The organism is Actinoallomurus sp. NPDC052274, assembly GCF_040679475.1.
Classification (GTDB): domain Bacteria; phylum Actinomycetota; class Actinomycetes; order Streptosporangiales; family Streptosporangiaceae; genus Actinoallomurus; species Actinoallomurus liliacearum.
Window position 1 is genome coordinate 51,695 of sequence record NZ_JBFAUT010000027.1, and the last position, 19,520, is coordinate 71,214.

The window sequence follows — 19,520 nt, forward strand, 5'->3', positions numbered from 1 at the left end:
CGGCAAAGGAGAGAAGACAGATGGTCCTGGCGTTCTCACACGACTTGGGCACGGCCAGACCGTGCCCACCGCGTTCCGGCCCGGAGGGCGGCTACCAGATGACCGGCAGCGCCACCGGACGGCGCACCATCCCGGTGGTCTGCCACTCCAGCTCCTCGACCGGGACCGCCGGGCGCAGCGCCGGGAAGTGCCGCAACAGACCACCGAGCGCGATCGTCAGCTGCGCGCGGGCCAGCGGCGCACCCAGGCAGCGATGCGGCCCATGACCGAACGCCAGGTGCGGATTCGGCGTCCGCGTGACGTCGAGCCGGTCCGGTGCGGAGAAGACCGCGGCGTCCCGGTCGGCCGACGTGATCGCGGGCAGTACCGCCTCACCCGGAGCGATCGTCACACCGCCGATCCGCACCTCCTCCAGCGCGACCCGGATCGTCCCTCCGGTCGCGGGCGCCGGCGTGTACCGCAGCAACTCCTCCACCGCCGTCGGCACCAGACCCGGGACGGCGCGTAGCCGGTCGAGCTGATCGGGGTGACGGAACAGCGCCACCACCGCCCCCGACAGATAACCCACGACCGTCTCATAGCCCGCGACCAGGAGCGTCACCCCGAGCGCCACCAGCTCCGACTCGGACAACAACTCCTCGTCCCGCGCCGCGACCAGCGCGCTCAGCAGGTCCTCGCCCGGCTCCCGGCGCTTGAGCGCGACCAGCTCGCGCAGATGACCGCGCAGACTCTCTCCGGCCCGTTCGATCTCGGCCGGCTCCCGGCCCGTCACGTTGAGGTACGTCTCGGTCCACGACCTGAACCGGTCGTGGACGCTCGCCGGCACACCGAGGATGTCGCAGATGGTCATGAACGGCAGCGGGCGCGCGAGATCGGCGACGAGATCGGCCGGCGGTCCGTGCAACGCCATCCGCGCGAACAGCTTCTCGGCGAACTCCTGGACGCGATCGGCGAACCGGGCGATCCGCCGCTCCGTGAAGGCCCCCATCACCAGCCGCCGCACCCGGGTGTGCTCCGGCGGGTCCAGCGTTGTCAGCGACGCGGCCTCCAGCGGCACCCGCCGGGCCCGCGGCGCGCCCGGCGCCGCCGCCGCCGCCCGGCTGAACCGCGGATCCGCCAGCACCAGCCGGTTGTCCTCATACCTGGTCACCAGCCAGGCCACGGCACCCGTCGGCAACCGGATCCGGCCGACCGGACAGCCGCTCTCACGAAGCCCGGCCAGGGCGGGGCTCGGCTCATACGGGACCGGTGAGACGAGAGGGAACGAGAGCTCTTCAGGACGGGAAGATGACAGTTCTTCGCCGTTGTCCGGCACATGACCTCCTAAGCGTGCAACAACGCGGTGGCCGTGCTCGTCAGGACGAGCGCCACCAGGGCGAGCGCCGTACGCAACCGATGCCAGTTCCGCCAGCGAGGCCGGGGATCCAGCCAGTCGCTCGGCAGGCGCTCCGGATCGATCCCGTGCAGGCTGCGGTTCAGCGGGACGTTCCCCAGATGCGACACCGCCTGCACGCCGATCAGCAGCACCCCGGCGGTGAGGAACAACAGCCGGTCGGCCATCCCGTGGACCAGGAACACCAGCGCCAGCGCGCTCACCGTCGCCGCGTTGACGATCAGCGGCATCGCCGGGTGGTAGCCCCTGCCGAGCAGCCGGTGCGTCTCGACGTAGCGGCCCGCCGGCAGCGCGAACAGAGTCGGCAGCACACTCACCGCCACCGCGAAGAAGACACCGGCCACGATGCCGTTGCCGAGCAGCGCGACGACGGCCAGCACCTGAACGGTCATCTCCCAACCTCCGGCGTGCCTGAGCGGTTCGAACCGCACCAGGATCCACACCGCCGCTGGAACCTTCCTCAAACCACGATCGAGCCCGCACCACGAACCTCGCGCCGCCGGCGCACCGCCGCCGGGTCCACGGCCGGGCGTCCACACGTCCGCGAGCCGTACTCGAGGATCCGCTGGGAGCCTCGGACCGGTGACACGCCGAGCCTCGGCCGCGAAAGGTAGGACGGACGTGACAGAGATCGTGCTGCTGGCCCTCGTGGGAAACGGAATCGCCGTCGGCGTGTTCTGTGGGACCGTTCTCGGCGGAGTGCCACTTCTCCTGGCACTGCCGGGCGAGCAGTACGTCCGCGCGCACGGGTTCCTGGCCACCCGCTACGACCCGTTCATGCCGATCACGATCGCGACCACCGTCCTGGCCGACATCCTCGGCGCGATCATGGCGTCCCCGCTCGCCGCGCACCTGCTGTGTGCCGTCGCGACGATCCTGATGGCGTCCGTCATGACGGTGTCGGTCACCAAGAACGTGCCCATCAACCGGTGGGTCAGCAGCCAGGATCCGCAGGCGCTGCCCTCCGACTGGCCCACGCGCCGGCTTCGCTGGCAGAAGTGGAACGCCATCAGGACGGCCCTCGCCACCACGGCGCTCGCGGTCAATCTCGCCGCTGCCGTCGTGATCGTCTGGTAGACGCCACCCGAGGAGAGGTTCATGGACGGCAACCCGCCGCGCACCGGACTCATCGGCCCGCCCAACGCCCATGAGCTGCCACCCGTCGCACGGATGCTCATGCTCACGACCGGAAAACGGATCTCCCAGGTGATCTACGCGCTGACCTGCCTGGGCGTCGCCGACCACCTCGCCACCGGCCCGCGCACCGCCGCGGAACTGGCCGAGGCCACCGACGCGAATCCCGACGCGCTGCGCCGGCTGCTGCGCGCCGCCGCCACCGTCGAGGTCTTCCGCGAAGACACCGACGGCCGCTTCACGCTCACCCCGCTCGCCGAGTGCCTGCGCTCCGACGTCCCGTACAGCGTCCGGGACATGGTCCTGTTCAACGGAGACGAACTGGTCTGGCGGCCGTACGGCGAGATCCTGACCGGTGCCCGTACCGGCCGCCCCGTCTTCGAGAACGTCTTCGGACGGACGTTCTTCGACCACATCGCGGCCGAGTCGCGGGCCGCGGACCTGTTCGACCAGGCGATGACCAGGATGACCGCCGCCACCACCCGCATGCTCCTGGACACTTATGACTTCGCCCGGTTCACCGGAATCGCCGACATCGGCGGCGGAGAAGGCGGCTTCCTGGGGCGGGTGCTCCAGCGGACCCCCGGAGCGAAGGGTCTGCTGTTCGACCGCCCCCAGGTCGCCGAACGGGCCCGGCGCAACCTCCAGGCCCTCGGCGTCGCGGACCGGGCGACGGTGATGGAGGGCGACTTCTTCACCACGCTGCCGAGCGGCTACTCCGCCTACGTGCTCAAGGCGGTCCTGCACGACTGGGACGACGAGCACGCCCTCGCGATCCTGCGGGGAATCCGGGCGGCGATCGGCGCGGACACCACCGCCCGGCTCCTGATCATCGAACAGGTGCTCGCCCCGCCCAATCAGTGGGACCCCGCCCGATTCCTCGACATCGACATGCTGCTGCGCTACGGCGGCCGCGAACGCGACGCCCATGACTTCCGCGTCCTCACCGAGGCCGCCGGTTTCCAGCCGGTGAACGACCCCGGCTTCGGTGGCTGGAAGGTCCTGGAGTACGGGCCCATCTGACACGAGGACGGCCACCTGACCCGAAACCGCCTGCTCACGGCCACGCCGGCCCCGGACCCTCCCATCAGAGGGCCGGGGCCGACAGTCATTTCGCGTGGAATATCTAGTCAAAAGTCCTTGGAAGCGTATACTCGACACCGGATATCACGCACAGAGGAATGCGATGGCCAAACGCAAGGTCTCCAACCCGCTCGCGCTCGCGGTGCTCGCCGTGCTGTCCGAGCGATCGATGCACCCCTACGAGATGGCGACCACGTTGAAGGCGCGCGGCAAAGAGCGCAGCATCCGCATGAACTACGGCTCGCTCTACACCGTCGTCGACGCACTGGTCCGCGCCGGGTTCATCACACCGGTGGAGACAGTGCGGGAGGGCCGCCGCCCCGAGCGCACCATCTACGCCCTCACCGCGTCCGGCGAGACCGAGCTCGGGGACTGGCTCCGCGACATCCTGCGCAACCCCCGCAAGGAGTTCCCGGAGTTCGAGGCCGGCCTGTCCCTCCTGCCGGTGCTGCCCCCCGACGAAGCCGTCGCCGCCTTGAAAGAGCGGCGGCTGCTGCTGGAGGATCGGGCCGCCGAACTCGACGGACTCGTCGAGAAACTCCTCGAGAACGGACTGCGCCGCCTCTTCTGCGTCGAGGCCGACTACGAGTCCGCGATGCTGCGCGCCGAGCTGGGCTGGGTGCGAGCGCTGATCAAGGAGATCGAGGACGGTTCCCTCGAAGACCTCCCGGACTGGCGGCGATGGCACGAGCAGCCCACCACGAAGGAGGACAAAGTGCTGTAGCGGACATGCTCCCGGCGGATGTTGCCGCATCCGCCGGGAGCCCACCTCGACCATGTCACCGGGTGGCGACAGGCCCATCGAGGGTCGCACTCTCACGATAGCCGGACCGTCGCCCGGGGATCAGCCAGTGATCATCAGGAATCCCCCGGGAGATTCGTCATGTCCGAAAAAGCCCTGGCCATCGAAGTCAGGGACCTCAAGAAGAGCTACTCCGACGACGTCCAGGCCCTCGACGGCATCAGCTTCGACGTCCCCGCCGGCACGGTCTTCGGCCTCCTCGGTCCCAACGGCGCCGGCAAATCCACCACGATCAAAATCCTCACCACCCTGACCAGGCCCGACGCCGGCACCGCGAAGATCACCGGCGTCGACGTCGTCGCCCGCCCCGGCAAGGTCCGCCACGCCATCGGCTGCGTCGCCCAGCAGTCCGGCGTCGACCCCGCCGCCACCGGCCGCGAGAACCTCCTCCTCCAAGGCCGCCTGTACGGGCTGCGCGGCAACGCGCTCAAGAGCCGAGTCGACGAACTCCTCGACCGATTCGACCTCGTCAAACCCGCCGGCCAACTCGCCAAGACCTACTCCGGCGGCATGCGCCGCAAACTCGACGTCGCCATGGGACTCGTCCACCGGCCCAAGGTCCTCTTCCTCGACGAACCCACCACCGGCCTCGACCCCGAAGCCCGATCCGAACTCTGGCAGGAGATCGTCAAGCTGGCCGGTGAAGGCGTCACCGTCATCCTCACCACCCACTACCTCGAAGAGGCCGACGAACTCGCCCGGGACCTCGTCATCCTGGACCAGGGCCGGATCGTCGCCCAAGGATCACCCGCCCAACTGAAGAACGAACTCCACGGCGACGCCATCCAGGTCGAACTCGCCGAAGCCTTCCCCCCTGACGCGGTCCAAGCCGCACTGGCCGACCTCGAAGGCGTCCGCGACGTCGTCACCAGCGAACGCCGAGTCAGCGCGCGCGTCGACCACGGAGCCTCCGCCGCCCCCGCCGTCCTGTCGTCACTCGAGACCGCCGGGCTCCGCGTGGTCTCCGTCACGCTGTCCGCCCCCACCCTCGACGACGTCTACCTCCGCCACGCCGGCCGTACCTTCCGCAGCGCCCACGAGGAGGCCAGCCGATGACCGCCATCATCAGCCAGTCGGGCTACATGACCTTCCGCGACCTGCGAGCCTTCATCCGCCAGCCCTTCTACCTCTTCGCCACACTCGTCCAGCCCATCGTCTGGCTGCTGCTGTTCGGCAAGCTCTTCGGCTCGGTCATGGCACACAGCACCGGCAGCGGCTCCTACATCGGCTACCTCACCCCCGGCGTCGTCGCCATGACCGCCCTCTTCGCCAGCGGCTGGAGCGGCATGGTCTTCGTCGCCGAGATGAAGGAGGGCACCCTCAACCGGTTCCTCGTGACGCCCGTCCGGCGCGGGGCGCTGATCGTCGGCCGCATCATCTACCAGGCCATCACCGTCGTCATCCAGGGCGTGATCATCCTCCTCATCGGCCTGGCCGCCGGTGCGCGCTTCCACGGCGGCATCGGCGTTCTCCTCGTCTTCCTCATCTGCACGGCCTTCATCGCCATGGCGTTCGCCTCCCTGTCGAACGCCCTCGGCCTGCTCACCCGCAGCGAGGAATCGGTCATCGGCATCGCCCAGTTCCTGGTGCTTCCGCTCGCGTTCCTCTCCTCGACCTTCGTCCCCCGCGACCTCATGCCCGGCTGGATGAACACGATCGCCGGCTGGAACCCGATCAACTGGCTGGTCGAGGTCGGCCGGGAGTCGCTCCACAGCGACGTCGACTGGAACCTCGTCCTCACCCGGGGCGGCGGCCTGCTCGCCCTGACCATCGTCTGCGCCTGGCTGTCCACCCTCGCCTTCCGCGCCTACCAGCGCTCGGTCTGAGCCCTGCCCCGGGTGTGCCCCTCAGGGCGCACCCGGGCCACCGGCACTTGGTTCGGTGAACAACCTGGTGATATCGGCTGATTCACCGGTGAAGAAGTAGCGGGGGGCTCGTACCAGCAATCAACGCAAAACCGCCGTCCACTGGGAACGGCGGTTCACAAAGTGCCCCGGGTGGGATTCGAACCCACACTGTACGGGTTTTGAATCCGTCCTCTCGACCAATTGGAGTACCGGGGCATTTTTCGGACATGCAGGTTACTGCCCGAAGATCGCCGGCCCGGCTGCGCGGGCCGCGGCGGGTACCAGGGTAGCGGGTCCGGGTACGCTCGTGCGCGTGACCGAGAGCGCGCGTCGTGTTGTGATCGCTGAGGATGAGGCCCTGATCAGGCTGGACCTCAAGGAGATGTTGGAAGAAGACGGCTATGAGGTCGTCGGTGAGGCGGGGGACGGGGAGACGGCCGTCCGCCTGACGACGGAGTTGCTCCCGGACCTCACGATCCTCGACGTGAAGATGCCGATCTTGGACGGGATCTCGGCGGCCGAGCGGATCGCCGCCGGTCGCCTCGCGCCGGTCGTCATCCTGACGGCGTTCTCCCAGCGGGAGTTGGTCGAGAGGGCGCGCGAGGCCGGCGCCATGGCCTACCTCGTGAAGCCTTTCACGAAGGCGGATCTGGTGCCCGCCATCGAGATGGCGGTGAGCCGCTTCCAGGAGATCAAGAGCCTCGAAGCGGAGGTGAGCTCGCTCGGGGAGCGCCTGGAGACGCGGAAGCTGGTCGACCGGGCCAAGGGGCTGCTGCAGAGCGCGCACGGGTGGTCGGAGCCGGAGGCGTTCCGCTGGATCCAGAAGACGTCGATGGACCGTCGGCTGACGATGCGGGCGGTGGCGGAGGCGGTCATCGCGGGCGGCTCGGGAGAGACGTCTGGCGGACCGGCCGAATAGGAGGGCGTCCTATGTCCGTTAACGTCCCTGAAACGAAGTGATCTGCACTACTACGCAGAGTAACCGTCCGTAACCAAATCCGGACTTTTAGGGCACAGGGCAGTAACGAATCAGCAACACCATCGCTGGATCTCTACTGTTCGTAGCCGGTGCTCGGTGTACTACCCACCGAGCCCCCAGGAAACGTGCTGTTTCGCCCGCACCGAGTCCACGACCTGGGTGGTGATAAGTCCCTGATCCAGGGGATTCGGACGGAAGGAAGAGCTACCTTGCGGAGCAGATTGATTACGGTCGTCGGCGTGGTGGCGGCGAGCGCGACACTGGCGCTCGGCGCGTCCGCGTGCGGTGGCAACTCCAAGGGCGGTGGTGACAATGTCACCATCGGGTTCATGGGCGACCTGACCGGCGAGAACTCCGGCATCGTCATCCCGCCCAAGCAGGGCGCTCAGCTGGCCATCGACCAGTACAACGCGACCAACCCGAAGGTCAAGATCACCCTCAAGACCTACGACAGCCAGGGCAAGGGCGAGCAGGCCGTGCCGCTGGCCAAGCAGGCCATCACCAAGGACAAGATCGCCGGCCTCATCGGCCCGACCTTCTCCGGCGAGTCGGCGCAGGCCGACCCGGTCCTGGAGGAGGGCAAGCTGCCGAACATCTCCTCCTCGGCGACCAACGCCGCGCTGGCGACGCACGGCTGGAAGTACTGGCACCGCCTCATCGCCAACGACAACGTGCAGGGCGCGGGGATCGGTGAGTTCATCACCAACGGGCTGAAGGCCAAGAAGGTCTTCATCGTCCACGACAACTCCGAGTACGGTAAGCCGCTCGGCGAGACGGTCAAGGCGACGGTGGAGAAGGGCGGCGCCCAGACCTCCGAGGACCCGATCGACCCGAACGGTTCGGACTTCTCCGCGACCGTCAACAAGGTCAAGGCGTTCGGGCCGGACGCCATCTTCTTCGGCGGCTACTACGCGGCCGGCGGCAAGCTGATCAAGCAGCTGCGTGAGGGTGGCGTGAAGGCGCGCTTCCTGTCCGGTGACGGCTCGCTGGACCAGGGTCTGGCCAAGGGCGCCGGCGGAACGAACGCCGAGGGTTCGATCATCGGCTGCCCGTGCCTGATCGACCCGACCGGTACGGCGAGCGCGGCGAGCAAGAAGTTCGCCCAGGACTACAAGGCGAAGTTCAACGCCGACCCGGCGATCTACTCGGCCGAGGGTTACGACGCGGCCACCGCGTTCATCGAGGCGGTCAAGGCCGGCAACACGACGCCGGAGAAGATCAACGACTTCCTGACGAAGGTCGACAAGCCGGGCGTCTCGAAGCAGATCAAGTTCCAGAGCAACGGTGAGCCGACCGCGACGGACGTCTACGTCTACGAGGTCAAGGGCAACCAGCTCCCGCTGCTGGGCAGCGCCAAGAACGCGACGGTCAAGTAGTCCGCCTGCCAGACGGCGGCCTTAGGACAGGCGCAGGGGCGGGAGCGACATGCTCCCGCCCCTGCGGCAAAGGCGACCACATTGAACAATCTTTTCAGTCAATTCTGGCCGTACACGATTGACGGCCTGTCGCTCGGCGCGATCTACGCGCTGGTGGCGCTCGGCTACACGATGGTCTACGGCGTCCTGCGACTCATCAACTTCGCGCACTCCGAAATCTTCATGATCGGAACGTTCGGCGTGCTCGGAGCCCTGCACCTGTTCGGGATGCCGTCGAATGTCGGCGGTTTCGCGCTGGTGGGGCTGGCCCTCGCGCTGGCGGTCGTGGGCGGTGTCGCCTCGGGCGGCAGCGCGGTGATCCTGGAGTACGTGGCGTACCGGCCCCTGCGGCGGAAAGGCGCGTCACGGCTCGCGGCGCTGATCTCGGCGATCGGCGCGTCGCTGTTCCTGCAGCAGCTCTTCGCGCGGCTCGTGATCCCGCAGGCGTTCGGCCTGCCGAAGGAGAAGGGCGCGCTGCCGGTTCAGGGGCACTTCGTGCACCGTGACGACGTGATTCACATCGGCGGGTTCGAGCTGTCGAACGACCGGCTCATCGTGATCGTCGGCGCGGTCCTGATGATGATCCTGCTGGACGTGTTCGTGAACCGGACGAAGCTCGGCCGCGGCATCCGCGCGACGGCGCAGGATCCGGAGACGGCCGTGCTGATGGGCGTCAACATCGACCGGATCGTGACCGCGACGTTCGCACTGGGCGGCGCCATGGCGGGCGTGGCGGCGGCGCTGTACATGCTGCGGTTCGAGGAGACCAAGTTCGACGTCGGCTTCCTGCTGGGCATCAAGGCGTTCACGGCCGCGGTGCTGGGCGGTATCGGCAATCTCCGCGGCGCGCTGGTCGGCGGCATCGTCCTCGGTGTGATCGAGATGTACGGCTCGGCGATCTTCGGCTCCCAGTGGCACGACGTCGTGGCATTCAGCCTTCTGGTGCTTGTCCTCATGTTCCGTCCCACCGGCATTCTCGGTGAGTCTCTTCAGCAGGCGCGCGCATGAACGATTCGACCAACCGAAGCCCGCTCGCCCGTGCGCGGGACGGGTACTCCTCTTTCTCCGATTCGCTCCGTGACCGGTGGGGGTCCGCTCCGCGCTGGGCGCGCTGGGCGGTCTACCTGCTGTTGATCGTGGTCGCGATCATCCTGCCGGCGGACGGCATCGGCAGCTTCATGTCGCCGTACACCGACTGGCCGACGCTGCTGTTCTTCCCGATCGGCGGGTACATCCTGCTGGCGATCGGCCTGAACGTCGTGGTGGGGCAGGCCGGTCTGCTCGACCTGGGGTATGTCGCGTTCTTCGCGATCGGCGGCTACGCGATGGCCATCTTCGGCACGAAGATGCACCTGAGCTTCTGGGAGATCCTGGTCATCGGCGTGCTGCTGTCGGCGGCGTCGGGCATCATCCTGGGCGCTCCGACGCTGCGGCTGCGCGGCGACTACCTGGCGATCGTGACCCTGGGCTTCGGGGAGATCGTCCGGATCGTGGCGCAGAACACCGACTACATCGGCGGCCCGAACGGCATCGGCGGCATTCCGCACCCGCCGACGTTGTCGGAGTGGACGATCCCGGACAACGGGTTCTTCGACGCGATCGGGATCGGTGGTGTGCAGCCGTTCAAGTACGGCGCGCTGGACGGCAAGCCGTACTACTACGTGATGCTGGTGGTGATCGTCCTGGCGATCATCTTCGTCAAGCGGCTGGAGAACAGCCGGGTGGGCCGGGCGTGGGCCTCGATCCGGGAGGACGAGGACGCTGCCGAGCTGATGGGCGTTCCGACGTTCAAGTTCAAGCTGGCGGCGTTCGCGATCGGCGCGGCGATCGGTGGCGCGGGCGGCGTGGTGTACGCGTCGCAGGCGGTGTCCATCATCCCGAACAACTTCCCGTTCATCCTGTCGGCGACGATCCTGGCGGCGGTCGTCCTGGGCGGCTCGGGGAACCTGCCCGGCGTCATGCTCGGGGCGTTCCTGGTGGCGTGGATCCCGGAGCGGATCCGTGGCCTTCAGGAGTACCGCGTGCTGGTGTTCGGCGGGGTGCTGGTCCTCTTGATGATCTTCCGGCCGGAGGGTCTGCTGCCGTCGCGGCGCCGTAAGGCGGAACTCGCCGAGGGCGAGGGCGGCATGGGCGGCCTCGGTGCGGAGGTGGGCGGTCCGGTGACCGTCGCCGCTGGTGAGGTGGGCGAATGAGCGAGACGGCAGCCGTTCCGGCGGAGAAGAGCACCGGAACGCCGGCGCTGGAGCTGCGTGAGATCACGATGCGCTTCGGCGGCGTCGTCGCGATCAACGGCCTGAACCTGACGATCAACGAGGGTGAGATCTTCGCGTTGATCGGGCCGAACGGCGCGGGCAAGACGACGGTGTTCAACGTCGTCACCGGCGTGTACCGGCCGACCGAGGGCCAGGTGGTCTTCGCCGGTTCCCGGATCGACGGCAAGAAGCGGTTCCAGGTGACGAAGCGCGGCGTGGCGCGCACGTTCCAGAACGTCCGGCTGTTCCACAACATGTCGGCGCTGGAGAACGTCATGGTGGGCGCGGACGCGCACCACCGGACCGGGCTGGCCGGGGCGGCTCTGGGGCTGCCGTGGCATCGCCGGGAGGAGCGCGACGGCCGGGCCAAGGCCCGGGAGCTGATGGAGTTCGTCGGGATCGCGCACCGGATGGAGGAGACGGCGAAGAACCTGCCGTACGGCGACCAGCGGCGGCTGGAGATCGCTCGTGCGCTGGCGACGGACCCGAAGCTGCTGCTGCTCGACGAGCCGGCCGCCGGGATGAACCCGACGGAGAAGGAGGAGTTGCAGGGGCTGATCCGCAGGATCCGGGACACCGGGCGGACGGTGCTGCTGATCGAGCACGACATGAGCCTGATCATGGGCATCAGCGACCGGATCGCCGTGCTGGACTTCGGCCAGAAGATCGCTGAGGGTCTGCCGGCCGAGATCCAGAACAACCAGCGGGTCATCGATGCGTACCTGGGGGTCCCCGCCGATGCTTCTTGAGATCGAGGACATCCACGTCCACTACGGCAAGATCGCGGCGCTCAAGGGCGTGTCCGTGGAGGTCGACGAGGGCGAGGTCGTCACGCTGATCGGCGCGAACGGCGCCGGCAAGACGACGACGCTCAAGACGATCTCGGGGCTGCGTCCGCTGACGCGTGGCAGCATCCGGTTCGACGGCAAGGACATCAGCAAGGTGGCGGGGCACAGGCGCGTGCTCATGGGCATCGGGCAGTCGCCGGAGGGCCGGGGCATCTTCCCCGGCATGACGGTCGTCGAGAACCTCCAGATGGGCGCGTACGCGCGCCGGGACCAGGTCGCCAAGGACCTGGAGGAGGTCTACGAGCTGTTCCCGCGGCTGGCCGAGCGCAAGAACCAGGCGGGCGGCACGATGTCCGGCGGTGAGCAGCAGATGCTGGCGATCGGCCGGGCGCTGATGACCAAGCCGAAGGTGCTGCTGCTGGACGAGCCGTCGATGGGTCTGGCGCCGAAGCTGATCCAGCAGATCTTCGAGATCATCACGGAGATCAACCGGCGGGGCACGACGGTCCTGCTGGTGGAGCAGAACGCCCAGCAGGCGCTGCAGGTCGCGCACCGCGCGTACGTCCTGGAGACGGGCTCGGTGGTGAAGTCCGCGGCGGCGAGCGAGCTGCTGAACGACCCGCAGGTGCGCGCGGCGTACCTCGGTGGCGGCGCGGAGGCGGCGGCCGGTTCGGGCGACTGACCGTTCGCCGGTGTCGAAAAGGGGCGGTGGCTCGCGCGGGCGGGCCGCCGCCCCTTTCGTCGTCGGCGCGTCAGGTGAGGGAGATGTCGACGGGGTTCTTGGCGTTCTTGACGGCGCCGCCCTTGAGCTGGTCGCCGAGCCGGGAGGAGGAGGGGTCGCCGAGCACGCGCAGGGCCTTCACCCTGGCGTTCGCGGGCACGTCGAACCACAGGTCGAAGGCGCGCATCTCCTGGGAGGCGATGGTCTGCACTCCGGCGGGCGCCCGGGAGATCTGCATGGCGTCGATGCTGGGGGCGTACGCGGTTCCGTCGGCGGTGATGAGCCGCTGGCGGGAGGGGTCGAGGTCGTGGCGTTCGCGGCCGTGGTTGACCATGAGGAGGCGGACGCGGACGTACTGGCCGTGCGGGATCCAGCTGGCGTGGGAGCCGATGACCTCGGGGATCTTGGTGCGGACCCCGATCGCGGTGTAGGTGACCTCGCCGATGGCGGCGGTCCGGCCCTTGAGCGGCGTCTCGTGCTCGGGGAGGGCCTGCGGCGGGATGGTGTAGTCGCGGGCCGAGTGGCCGCAGCCCGCCGCGGCGAGGGCCAGGGCGAGCAGTGGCGTCAGGGCGCGGAGCGCGCCGAATCGGTGCCGGGGGCGGACGCCGTGTGTGATCGCGAAGGGGCGCACAGCGCGACGGTAGGCGACGGACGCGATCATGCAAAGGTTCCGTGGCCGACGCGCAAAGCGGCTGTGGCCGAATCGAGACCGGCGCGGCGATGAGACCGGCGCGATCGAGCCCTGGGGCGGGCACTCGCCCGGAGTGGCCGGGGCCCGCGGACGAAAATAAGCCCGGAGCGCCTTTGGCGCCGTACGGTCTGGTGACCCGTGCAGGCCTTCCCCGGCCCTGCACGGGGACCGGATCGTACGTTTTCTACTCAGCGCTCCGGGCTCTTGCCCTCCAACGGTAGCGAGACTGGAGTGACTGGTGCAAAAGATGCGAGAAATCTATGCCTGGTCGCGGATGGCGCAGGTGAGTCTGGCGGTGCAGACGCGGCGGTCCTGCTCGTCGGTGATGACGATCTCGTAGCTGGCCAGAGTGCGTCCGCCGTGCAGGCGGGTGGCGACCGCCGTGACGTACCCGCTGGTCGCGGCCCGGTGGTGGGTGGCGTTGATCTCGATGCCGAGGGCGATGCGGCCGGGTCCGGCGTGCAGGGCCGCGCCGATGGAGCCGGCGGACTCGGCCAGGACGCAGGAGGCGCCGCCGTGCAGGACGCCGTACGGCTGGGTGTTGCCCTTGACGGGCATGCGCGCCACGACGCGCTCGGCGCTCGCCTCGAGGATCTCCACGCCCATCGCCGTGGCCAGGTCCCCGCGCACGTCCACGCCCTCGAGATCGTCGATGGAGCCGCCGGCCTCGCTCATGAAACCTCCGTCACCTGCTCAGAACTGTCCGAACTGAAGACTAGGCTGCTGGCGTGGTGACGACGGAAGCGACCTCTGAAAACGCGCGCCTGCTGCTCCTGGACGGGCATTCCCTGGCCTACCGGGCGTTCTTCGCGCTGCCCATCGAGAACTTCTCGACCACGACGGGTCAGCCGACCAACGCGGTGTACGGCTTCACGTCGATGTTGATCAACGTGCTGCGCGACGAGGCGCCCACGCACGTCGGGGTGTGCTTCGACCGGTCGGAGCCGACGTTCCGGCACGAGGCCTACGTCGAGTACAAGGCGAACCGGCGGGAGACCCCGGACGACTTCCGCAGCCAGATCAGCCTGATCTTCGAGGTGCTCGACGCGCTGCGCATCCCGCGGATGTCCGTCGCGGGCTACGAGGCCGACGACCTGATCGCCACGCTCGCCACGCGGGCGGTCGAGCAGGACATGGAGGTGTCGATCGTCACCGGTGACCGGGACGCCTTCCAGCTGGTCGGCCCGCACTGCACGGTGCTCTACCCGCGCAAGGGCGTGTCCGACCTGGCGCGTATGACGCCGGCGGCGGTCGAGGAGAAGTACGGCGTGCCGCCGGAGCGGCACCGGATGCTCACCGCCCTGGTGGGGGAGACCAGCGACAACCTGCCGGGCGTGCCCGGCGTGGGGCCGAAGACCGCGGCCAAGTGGATCACCAAGTACGACGGGCTCGACGGGGTCATCGAGCACGTCGAGGAGATCACCGGCAAGGCCGGGGCGAGCCTGCGCGAGCACCTCGGCGAGGTCATGCGCAACTACCAGGTCAACCAGTTGGTCTGCGACGTGCCGCTCGAGGCGGCCCCGGCCGAGCTGACGATCGGGCAGTGGGACCGCGACGAGATCCACACGCTGTTCGACACGCTGCAGTTCCGGGTGCTGCGCGAGCGGCTGTACGCCACGCTGTCGGCGGTCGAGCCGGAGGCGGAGGAGGGCTTCGAGGTCGAGATGGCGCGGCCGGGGCCGGGCGAGCTCGCCGCGTGGCTGGCCGAGCACGCCACCGGCGAGGGCCGGGTCGGCGTCGCGGTGACCGGCACGTGGGGGCGGGGCACCGGTGACATCACCGGACTCGCGCTGGCCAACCAGGCGGGCGCGGGAGCCTTCATCGACCCGGTGGAGCTGCCGGAGGACGACGAGCGGGCGCTGGCCGCCTGGCTGGCCGACCCGAAGCGGCCGAAGGCGATCCACGACGCCAAGGGCCCGATGCTGGCGCTGGCCGCGCGCGGCATGCGGCTGGACGGCGTGACGAGCGACACGGCGCTGGCCGCCTATCTCGCGCTGCCCGGCCAGCGCTCCTTCGACCTGGGCGACCTGGTCCTGCGCTACCTGCACCGGGAGCTGCGCAAGGAGGCCGACGACGGCGGCCAGCTGACGATCGACGGGTCCGGTGAGCAGGAGGCCGCCTTCGACCTCGTCGTGCGGGCGCGGGCGGTCGTCGACCTCGCCGACGCGCTCGACGCGGACCTGGAGCGGCGGGGCGCGACGCGGCTGCTGCAGGAGGTCGAGCTGCCGCTGGTGGAGGTGCTGGCGGGCCTGGAGCGCGTCGGCGTCGCCCTGGACATCGACTACCTGGCGAAGCTGTCGGCGACCTTCGGCGGGGAGGTCAAGGCGATGGAGGAGGGCGCCTGGGAGGCGATCGGGCACGAGTTCAACCTCGGGTCGCCCAAGCAGATCCAGCAGGTGCTGTTCGACGAGCTGGAGTTGCCGAAGACGCGGCGCACCAAGACCGGCTACACCACCGACTCCGACGCGCTGACGAGCCTGTTCGCCCAGACCGGCCACCCGGTGCTGGAGCACCTGCTGCGGCACCGCGAGGTCGCCAAGCTCAAGAGCATGGTCGACTCGCTGATCCCGATGGCGGACGAGGACCGGCGCATCCACACGACGTTCGGGCAGATGGTCGCGGCGACCGGCCGGTTGTCCTCCTCCGATCCGAACCTGCAGAACATCCCGATCCGCACGGCCGAGGGCCGGCAGATCCGGGAGGGCTTCATGGTGGGGGAGGGCTACGAGTGCCTGCTGACCGCCGACTACAGCCAGATCGAGCTGCGGATCATGACGCACCTGTCGGAGGACGCCGCGCTGATCGACGCGTTCGAGTCCGGCGCGGACTTCCACACGATCACCGCCTCCCGGGTGTTCGACCTGCCGCCCGAGCAGATCGACGGGGAGCTGCGGTCGCGGATCAAGGCGATGAACTACGGCCTGGCCTACGGCCTGTCGGCGTTCGGGCTGTCGCAGCAGCTGCGGATCACGCCGGACGAGGCGCGGGCGCTGATGGCCGAGTACTTCGAGCAGTTCGGCGGCGTGCGCGACTACCTGCGCGACATCGTGGCCACGGCCCGGCACGACGGCTACACCGAGACGATCATGGGGCGGCGGCGCTACCTGCCCGACCTGACCTCCGACAACCGGCAGCGGCGTGAGATGGCCGAGCGGATGGCGCTGAACGCGCCGATCCAGGGGTCGGCGGCCGACATCATCAAGGTCGCGATGCTGAACGTCGACCGGGCGATGCGCGCGGCCGGGCTGCGGTCGCGGATGCTGCTGCAGGTCCACGACGAGCTGATCTTCGAGGTGGCGCCGGGCGAGCTGGCGGCGCTGCAGTCCCTCGTGCGCGAGCAGATGAGCGGCGCGTACGACCTGCGAGTGCCGCTGGAGGTCTCGATGGGCACCGGCCGCACCTGGCAGGACGCCGGTCACTGAGCCGGTCACCGACTGGTGGCCCCGGTGACGGATTGCAAGATTCGGGAAGCGGGAAGTAAGAGTCCGCGCGGCGTGGATCGTCTTGGTCGAAGGTCCGTTCCGCGCGGAATTCCGACGTCGCGCACGGTCTCGCAGATCGCCGTGGGCCCGGACCGCTGGGGGCGCCCGTGCCGCACCTTCACCGACTCGCCGTCGCCCTGATCGTGGCCGCGGTGGCCGTCGGCGTGCTGTCGCCGTCGGCCGGATCCGGCCGCCACGGGGTGAACGCGCGCCGCGCGGGCGCGACCGCCTCCGCCGGGGACGGCGCGGGGGCGTCGGCGCGCGGGACGGGGCGCGGCCGGCGGGCGGTCGCGCCGGCGAGCCCGGCGCGGACGGCCGCACCGTCCACGCCCGGCTTCGACCCGGTGAAGGCGGCCGCGGCGGCGCGCGCCGCCGGTGCCAACGAGCTCGGCCAGGTCCCGATCCTGATGGTCCACCGGGTGCTGGCCAAGCCCAAGGTGTCGCTGGACCGTACGCCGGCGCAGTTGTACGCGGAGTTCACCCGGCTGGCGCGGGAGGGTTACGTGCCGGTGACGGCCGCGGAGTTGGTCACGGGCAGGATGAACGTCCCCGCGGGCCGGCATCCGGTCGTGCTGACCTTCGACGACGGCTCGCCGACGCACCTGGCGTTCGACGCCGCGGGCGTTCCGGAGCCGGACACCGCGGTCGGGGTGATCGAGCGGGTGGCGCGGGAGAATCCGGGGTTCCGCCCGGTCGCGACGTTCTTCGTGAACGCGGATCCGTTCGCGCTGGGGGACCGGGCGGCGGCGGCGATGAGCTGGCTGGCCCAGCACGGCTTCGAGGTCGCCAACCACACGACCCACCACCCGGATCTGACGGGGATGGGACACGGTGCCGTGGCGAGGGAGATCGGCACCGACCAGAAGATGATCACGGATGCGACGGGTATCCCGCCGGTGACGTTCGCGTTTCCTTTCGGCGCCCCGGCGCGCCTGTCGTGGGCCGATCGCGGGGCGGCCGCCGGAGCCCGGTGGGACTTCCAGGGAATGTTCCTGGCGGGGTGGCGTCCGGCCGACTCGCCGTTCGAGAAGGACTATGATCCTCGGCAGATCCCGCGGATCCGCGACGACGGCAGGGTTCGCCAGGACGATTGCCGGCGGTTCTGCTCGATCGCCTGGCTCGACTGGCTGGCCCAGCACCCGGACAAGCGCTACACGTCCGACGGGGATCCGGCCACGGTGGCCTTCCCGCAGGCTAAGATGATCTACCTCGCCGAGGGCTTCCGGGCCCGCGCGTGCCCGTACTGATCACGCGAGAGATTGACCGTACCGGTCGACGTCCCATATTCTGATCGCTGCGCTGTGGGCCTGCGCGCGCCTCGGACAGAGCAGGCTCGCGCTCGGTCACGTCGACATCGGTATGGTCACGCCGCCGGTTCATCGGCAGGGACGGATAACTGGCCCTCCGCGCAGCACAGGCAACTACGCATGTCCGTATCCGGAGCCATCCCACACATGACGAGCAGCACCGAGGCCACCTCGAGTACCCCGCAGGTAGCGGTCAATGACATCGGGTCCGAGGAAGCCTTCCTCGCGGCGATCGACGAGACCATCAAGTACTTCAACGACGGCGACATTGTCGAAGGCACTGTCGTCAAGGTCGATCGAGACGAGGTCTTGCTCGACATCGGCTACAAGACCGAGGGTGTCATCCCCTCGCGTGAGCTCTCGATCAAGCACGATGTCGACCCGAACGAGGTCGTCAAGGTCGGAGACCACGTCGAGGCCCTTGTACTCCAGAAGGAGGACAAGGAAGGTCGCCTGATCCTGTCCAAGAAGCGCGCCCAGTACGAGCGCGCCTGGGGCACGATCGAGAAGATCAAGGACGAGGACGGAATCGTCACCGGTACCGTCATCGAGGTCGTCAAGGGCGGCCTCATCCTCGACATCGGCCTGCGCGGCTTCCTGCCGGCATCGCTGGTGGAGATGCGCCGGGTCCGCGACCTCCAGCCGTACGTCGGCCGCGAGCTCGAGGCCAAGATCATCGAGCTGGACAAGAACCGCAACAACGTGGTCCTGTCCCGCCGTGCCTGGCTCGAGCAGACCCAGAGCGAGGTCCGTCAGACCTTCCTCAACACCCTCCAGAAGGGCCAGGTCCGCAAGGGCGTCGTTTCCAGCATCGTCAACTTCGGTGCGTTCGTCGATCTCGGCGGCGTGGACGGTCTGGTGCACGTGTCCGAGCTGTCCTGGAAGCACATCGACCACCCCTCCGAGGTCGTCGAGGTCGGCCAGGAGGTCACGGTCGAGGTTCTCGACGTCGACATGGAGCGCGAGCGGGTCTCGCTGTCGCTCAAGGCGACGCAGGAGGACCCCTGGCAGCAGTTCGCCCGCACCCACCAGATCGGCCAGGTCGTTCCGGGCCGGGTCACCAAGCTGGTGCCGTTCGGCGCGTTCGTGCGGGTCGAGGAGGGCATCGAGGGTCTGGTGCACATCTCCGAGCTGGCCGAGCGCCACGTGGAGATCCCCGAGCAGGTCGTGCAGGTCGGCGACGAGATCTTCGTCAAGATCATCGACATCGACCTCGACCGGCGCCGCATCAGCCTCTCGCTGAAGCAGGCCAACGAGACCGGCGGGACGTTCACCGACGAGGAGTTCGACCCGACGCTCTACGGCATGCCCGCCGAGTACGACGAGCAGGGGAACTACAAGTACCCCGAGGGCTTCGACTCGGAGACCGGCGACTGGCTCGAGGGCTACGACGAGCAGCGCGAGGCATGGGAGCGGCAGTACGCCGAGGCCCGGTCCCGCTTCGACGCCCACAAGCGGCAGGTCGAGGAGGCCCGCCGGGCCGAGGCCGAGGCCGCCGGTCCGCAGTCGTACGCCACGGAGGAGTCGCAGGGCGGCGACACGGGCGGCGCTCTCGCCTCCGACGAGGCCCTCGCGGCGCTCCGCGAGAAGCTGTCCGGCGGCCAGGAGTAGGACAAACAACCGCAT

At 69.0% G+C, this 19,520-nt stretch carries 18 protein-coding genes and 1 tRNA gene; 14 read left to right on the forward strand and 5 right to left on the reverse strand.

Going from position 1 to position 19,520, the window contains the following annotated elements:
- Positions 1-91: 91 nt before the first annotated feature.
- Both AB0K82_RS23250 and AB0K82_RS23255 read right to left on the reverse strand, forming a co-directional pair.
- On the reverse strand, positions 92-1,150 hold the full coding sequence (locus AB0K82_RS23250) for a cytochrome P450 (protein ID WP_364400124.1): 1,059 nt from the start codon (positions 1,148-1,150) through the stop codon (positions 92-94).
- 173 nt (positions 1,151-1,323) lie between these two features.
- The gene (locus tag AB0K82_RS23255; RefSeq protein ID WP_364400127.1) at positions 1,324-1,785 is read right to left on the reverse strand and encodes a DUF1772 domain-containing protein; all 462 of its coding nucleotides are present in this window, start codon (positions 1,783-1,785) and stop codon (positions 1,324-1,326) included.
- Positions 1,786-2,014: 229 nt separating this feature from the next.
- Here AB0K82_RS23255 and AB0K82_RS23260 point away from each other — a divergent pair, with 229 nt between their 5' ends.
- The 5 genes from AB0K82_RS23260 (at position 2,015) to AB0K82_RS23280 (ending at position 6,238) form a co-directional block, all read left to right on the forward strand.
- Entirely contained in the window at positions 2,015-2,470 is a 456-nt protein-coding gene (locus AB0K82_RS23260) for a DUF1772 domain-containing protein (RefSeq protein ID WP_364400129.1), read from the forward strand.
- 21 nt (positions 2,471-2,491) lie between these two features.
- A complete protein-coding gene (locus AB0K82_RS23265) occupies positions 2,492-3,550 on the forward strand; it encodes a methyltransferase (RefSeq protein ID WP_364400131.1) in 1,059 nt (352 codons plus the stop codon).
- A gap of 163 nt (positions 3,551-3,713) precedes the next feature.
- A complete protein-coding gene (locus tag AB0K82_RS23270; protein WP_364400134.1) occupies positions 3,714-4,334 on the forward strand; it encodes a PadR family transcriptional regulator in 621 nt (206 codons plus the stop codon).
- 159 nt (positions 4,335-4,493) lie between these two features.
- Positions 4,494-5,468, forward strand: coding sequence for an ATP-binding cassette domain-containing protein (locus tag AB0K82_RS23275; RefSeq protein WP_364400136.1), 975 nt, complete (start codon positions 4,494-4,496; stop codon positions 5,466-5,468).
- Entirely contained in the window at positions 5,465-6,238 is a 774-nt protein-coding gene (locus AB0K82_RS23280; RefSeq protein ID WP_364400139.1) for an ABC transporter permease, read from the forward strand. The genes AB0K82_RS23275 and AB0K82_RS23280 overlap by 4 nt, the downstream gene beginning before the upstream one ends.
- Positions 6,239-6,401: 163 nt before the next feature.
- Here AB0K82_RS23280 and AB0K82_RS23285 read toward each other — a convergent pair.
- Positions 6,402-6,475 (reverse strand) — tRNA-Leu (locus tag AB0K82_RS23285).
- 91 nt (positions 6,476-6,566) lie between these two features.
- On the opposite strand from AB0K82_RS23285, the gene AB0K82_RS23290 reads away from it, so the two are divergent.
- The 6 genes from AB0K82_RS23290 (at position 6,567) to AB0K82_RS23315 (ending at position 12,375) form a co-directional block, all read left to right on the forward strand.
- The gene (locus tag AB0K82_RS23290; RefSeq protein WP_364400141.1) at positions 6,567-7,178 is read left to right on the forward strand and encodes a response regulator; all 612 of its coding nucleotides are present in this window, start codon (positions 6,567-6,569) and stop codon (positions 7,176-7,178) included.
- A gap of 269 nt (positions 7,179-7,447) precedes the next feature.
- Positions 7,448-8,614 (forward strand): branched-chain amino acid ABC transporter substrate-binding protein, encoded by a 1,167-nt coding sequence (locus tag AB0K82_RS23295; protein ID WP_364400143.1) that lies wholly within the window; start codon positions 7,448-7,450, stop codon positions 8,612-8,614.
- 81 nt (positions 8,615-8,695) lie between these two features.
- Positions 8,696-9,661, forward strand: a complete 966-nt coding sequence (locus AB0K82_RS23300; protein ID WP_364400145.1) for a branched-chain amino acid ABC transporter permease — start codon at positions 8,696-8,698, stop codon at positions 9,659-9,661.
- Entirely contained in the window at positions 9,658-10,845 is a 1,188-nt protein-coding gene (locus AB0K82_RS23305; RefSeq protein WP_364400148.1) for a branched-chain amino acid ABC transporter permease, read from the forward strand. The genes AB0K82_RS23300 and AB0K82_RS23305 overlap by 4 nt, the downstream gene beginning before the upstream one ends.
- Complete coding sequence (locus AB0K82_RS23310; protein WP_364400150.1) at positions 10,842-11,654, forward strand: ABC transporter ATP-binding protein; 813 nt, start codon at positions 10,842-10,844, stop codon at positions 11,652-11,654. Before AB0K82_RS23305 ends, AB0K82_RS23310 begins: the two co-directional genes overlap by 4 nt.
- Entirely contained in the window at positions 11,644-12,375 is a 732-nt protein-coding gene (locus tag AB0K82_RS23315) for an ABC transporter ATP-binding protein (RefSeq protein WP_364400153.1), read from the forward strand. Before AB0K82_RS23310 ends, AB0K82_RS23315 begins: the two co-directional genes overlap by 11 nt.
- A gap of 70 nt (positions 12,376-12,445) precedes the next feature.
- On the opposite strand, the gene AB0K82_RS23320 is transcribed toward AB0K82_RS23315, so the two are convergent.
- Positions 12,446-13,045: a DUF4352 domain-containing protein gene (locus AB0K82_RS23320; protein WP_364400156.1), complete on the reverse strand. Its 600-nt coding sequence runs from the start codon at positions 13,043-13,045 to the stop codon at positions 12,446-12,448.
- A 318-nt stretch (positions 13,046-13,363) separates the two neighbouring features.
- Positions 13,364-13,780 carry a hotdog fold thioesterase gene (locus AB0K82_RS23325; RefSeq protein ID WP_364400158.1) on the reverse strand — a complete coding sequence of 139 codons (417 nt, stop codon included), beginning with the start codon at positions 13,778-13,780 and terminating at the stop codon, positions 13,364-13,366.
- 53 nt (positions 13,781-13,833) lie between these two features.
- Here AB0K82_RS23325 and polA point away from each other — a divergent pair, with 53 nt between their 5' ends.
- From polA to rpsA, 3 genes are all read left to right on the forward strand, one after another.
- Positions 13,834-16,527, forward strand: a complete 2,694-nt coding sequence (polA, locus tag AB0K82_RS23330; protein ID WP_364400161.1) for a DNA polymerase I — start codon at positions 13,834-13,836, stop codon at positions 16,525-16,527.
- A gap of 167 nt (positions 16,528-16,694) precedes the next feature.
- The gene (locus tag AB0K82_RS23335) at positions 16,695-17,834 is read left to right on the forward strand and encodes a polysaccharide deacetylase family protein (protein ID WP_364400164.1); all 1,140 of its coding nucleotides are present in this window, start codon (positions 16,695-16,697) and stop codon (positions 17,832-17,834) included.
- Positions 17,835-18,041: 207 nt separating this feature from the next.
- A complete protein-coding gene (rpsA, locus tag AB0K82_RS23340) occupies positions 18,042-19,505 on the forward strand; it encodes a 30S ribosomal protein S1 (RefSeq protein WP_345363701.1) in 1,464 nt (487 codons plus the stop codon).
- The last annotated feature ends 15 nt before the right edge of the window (positions 19,506-19,520 follow it).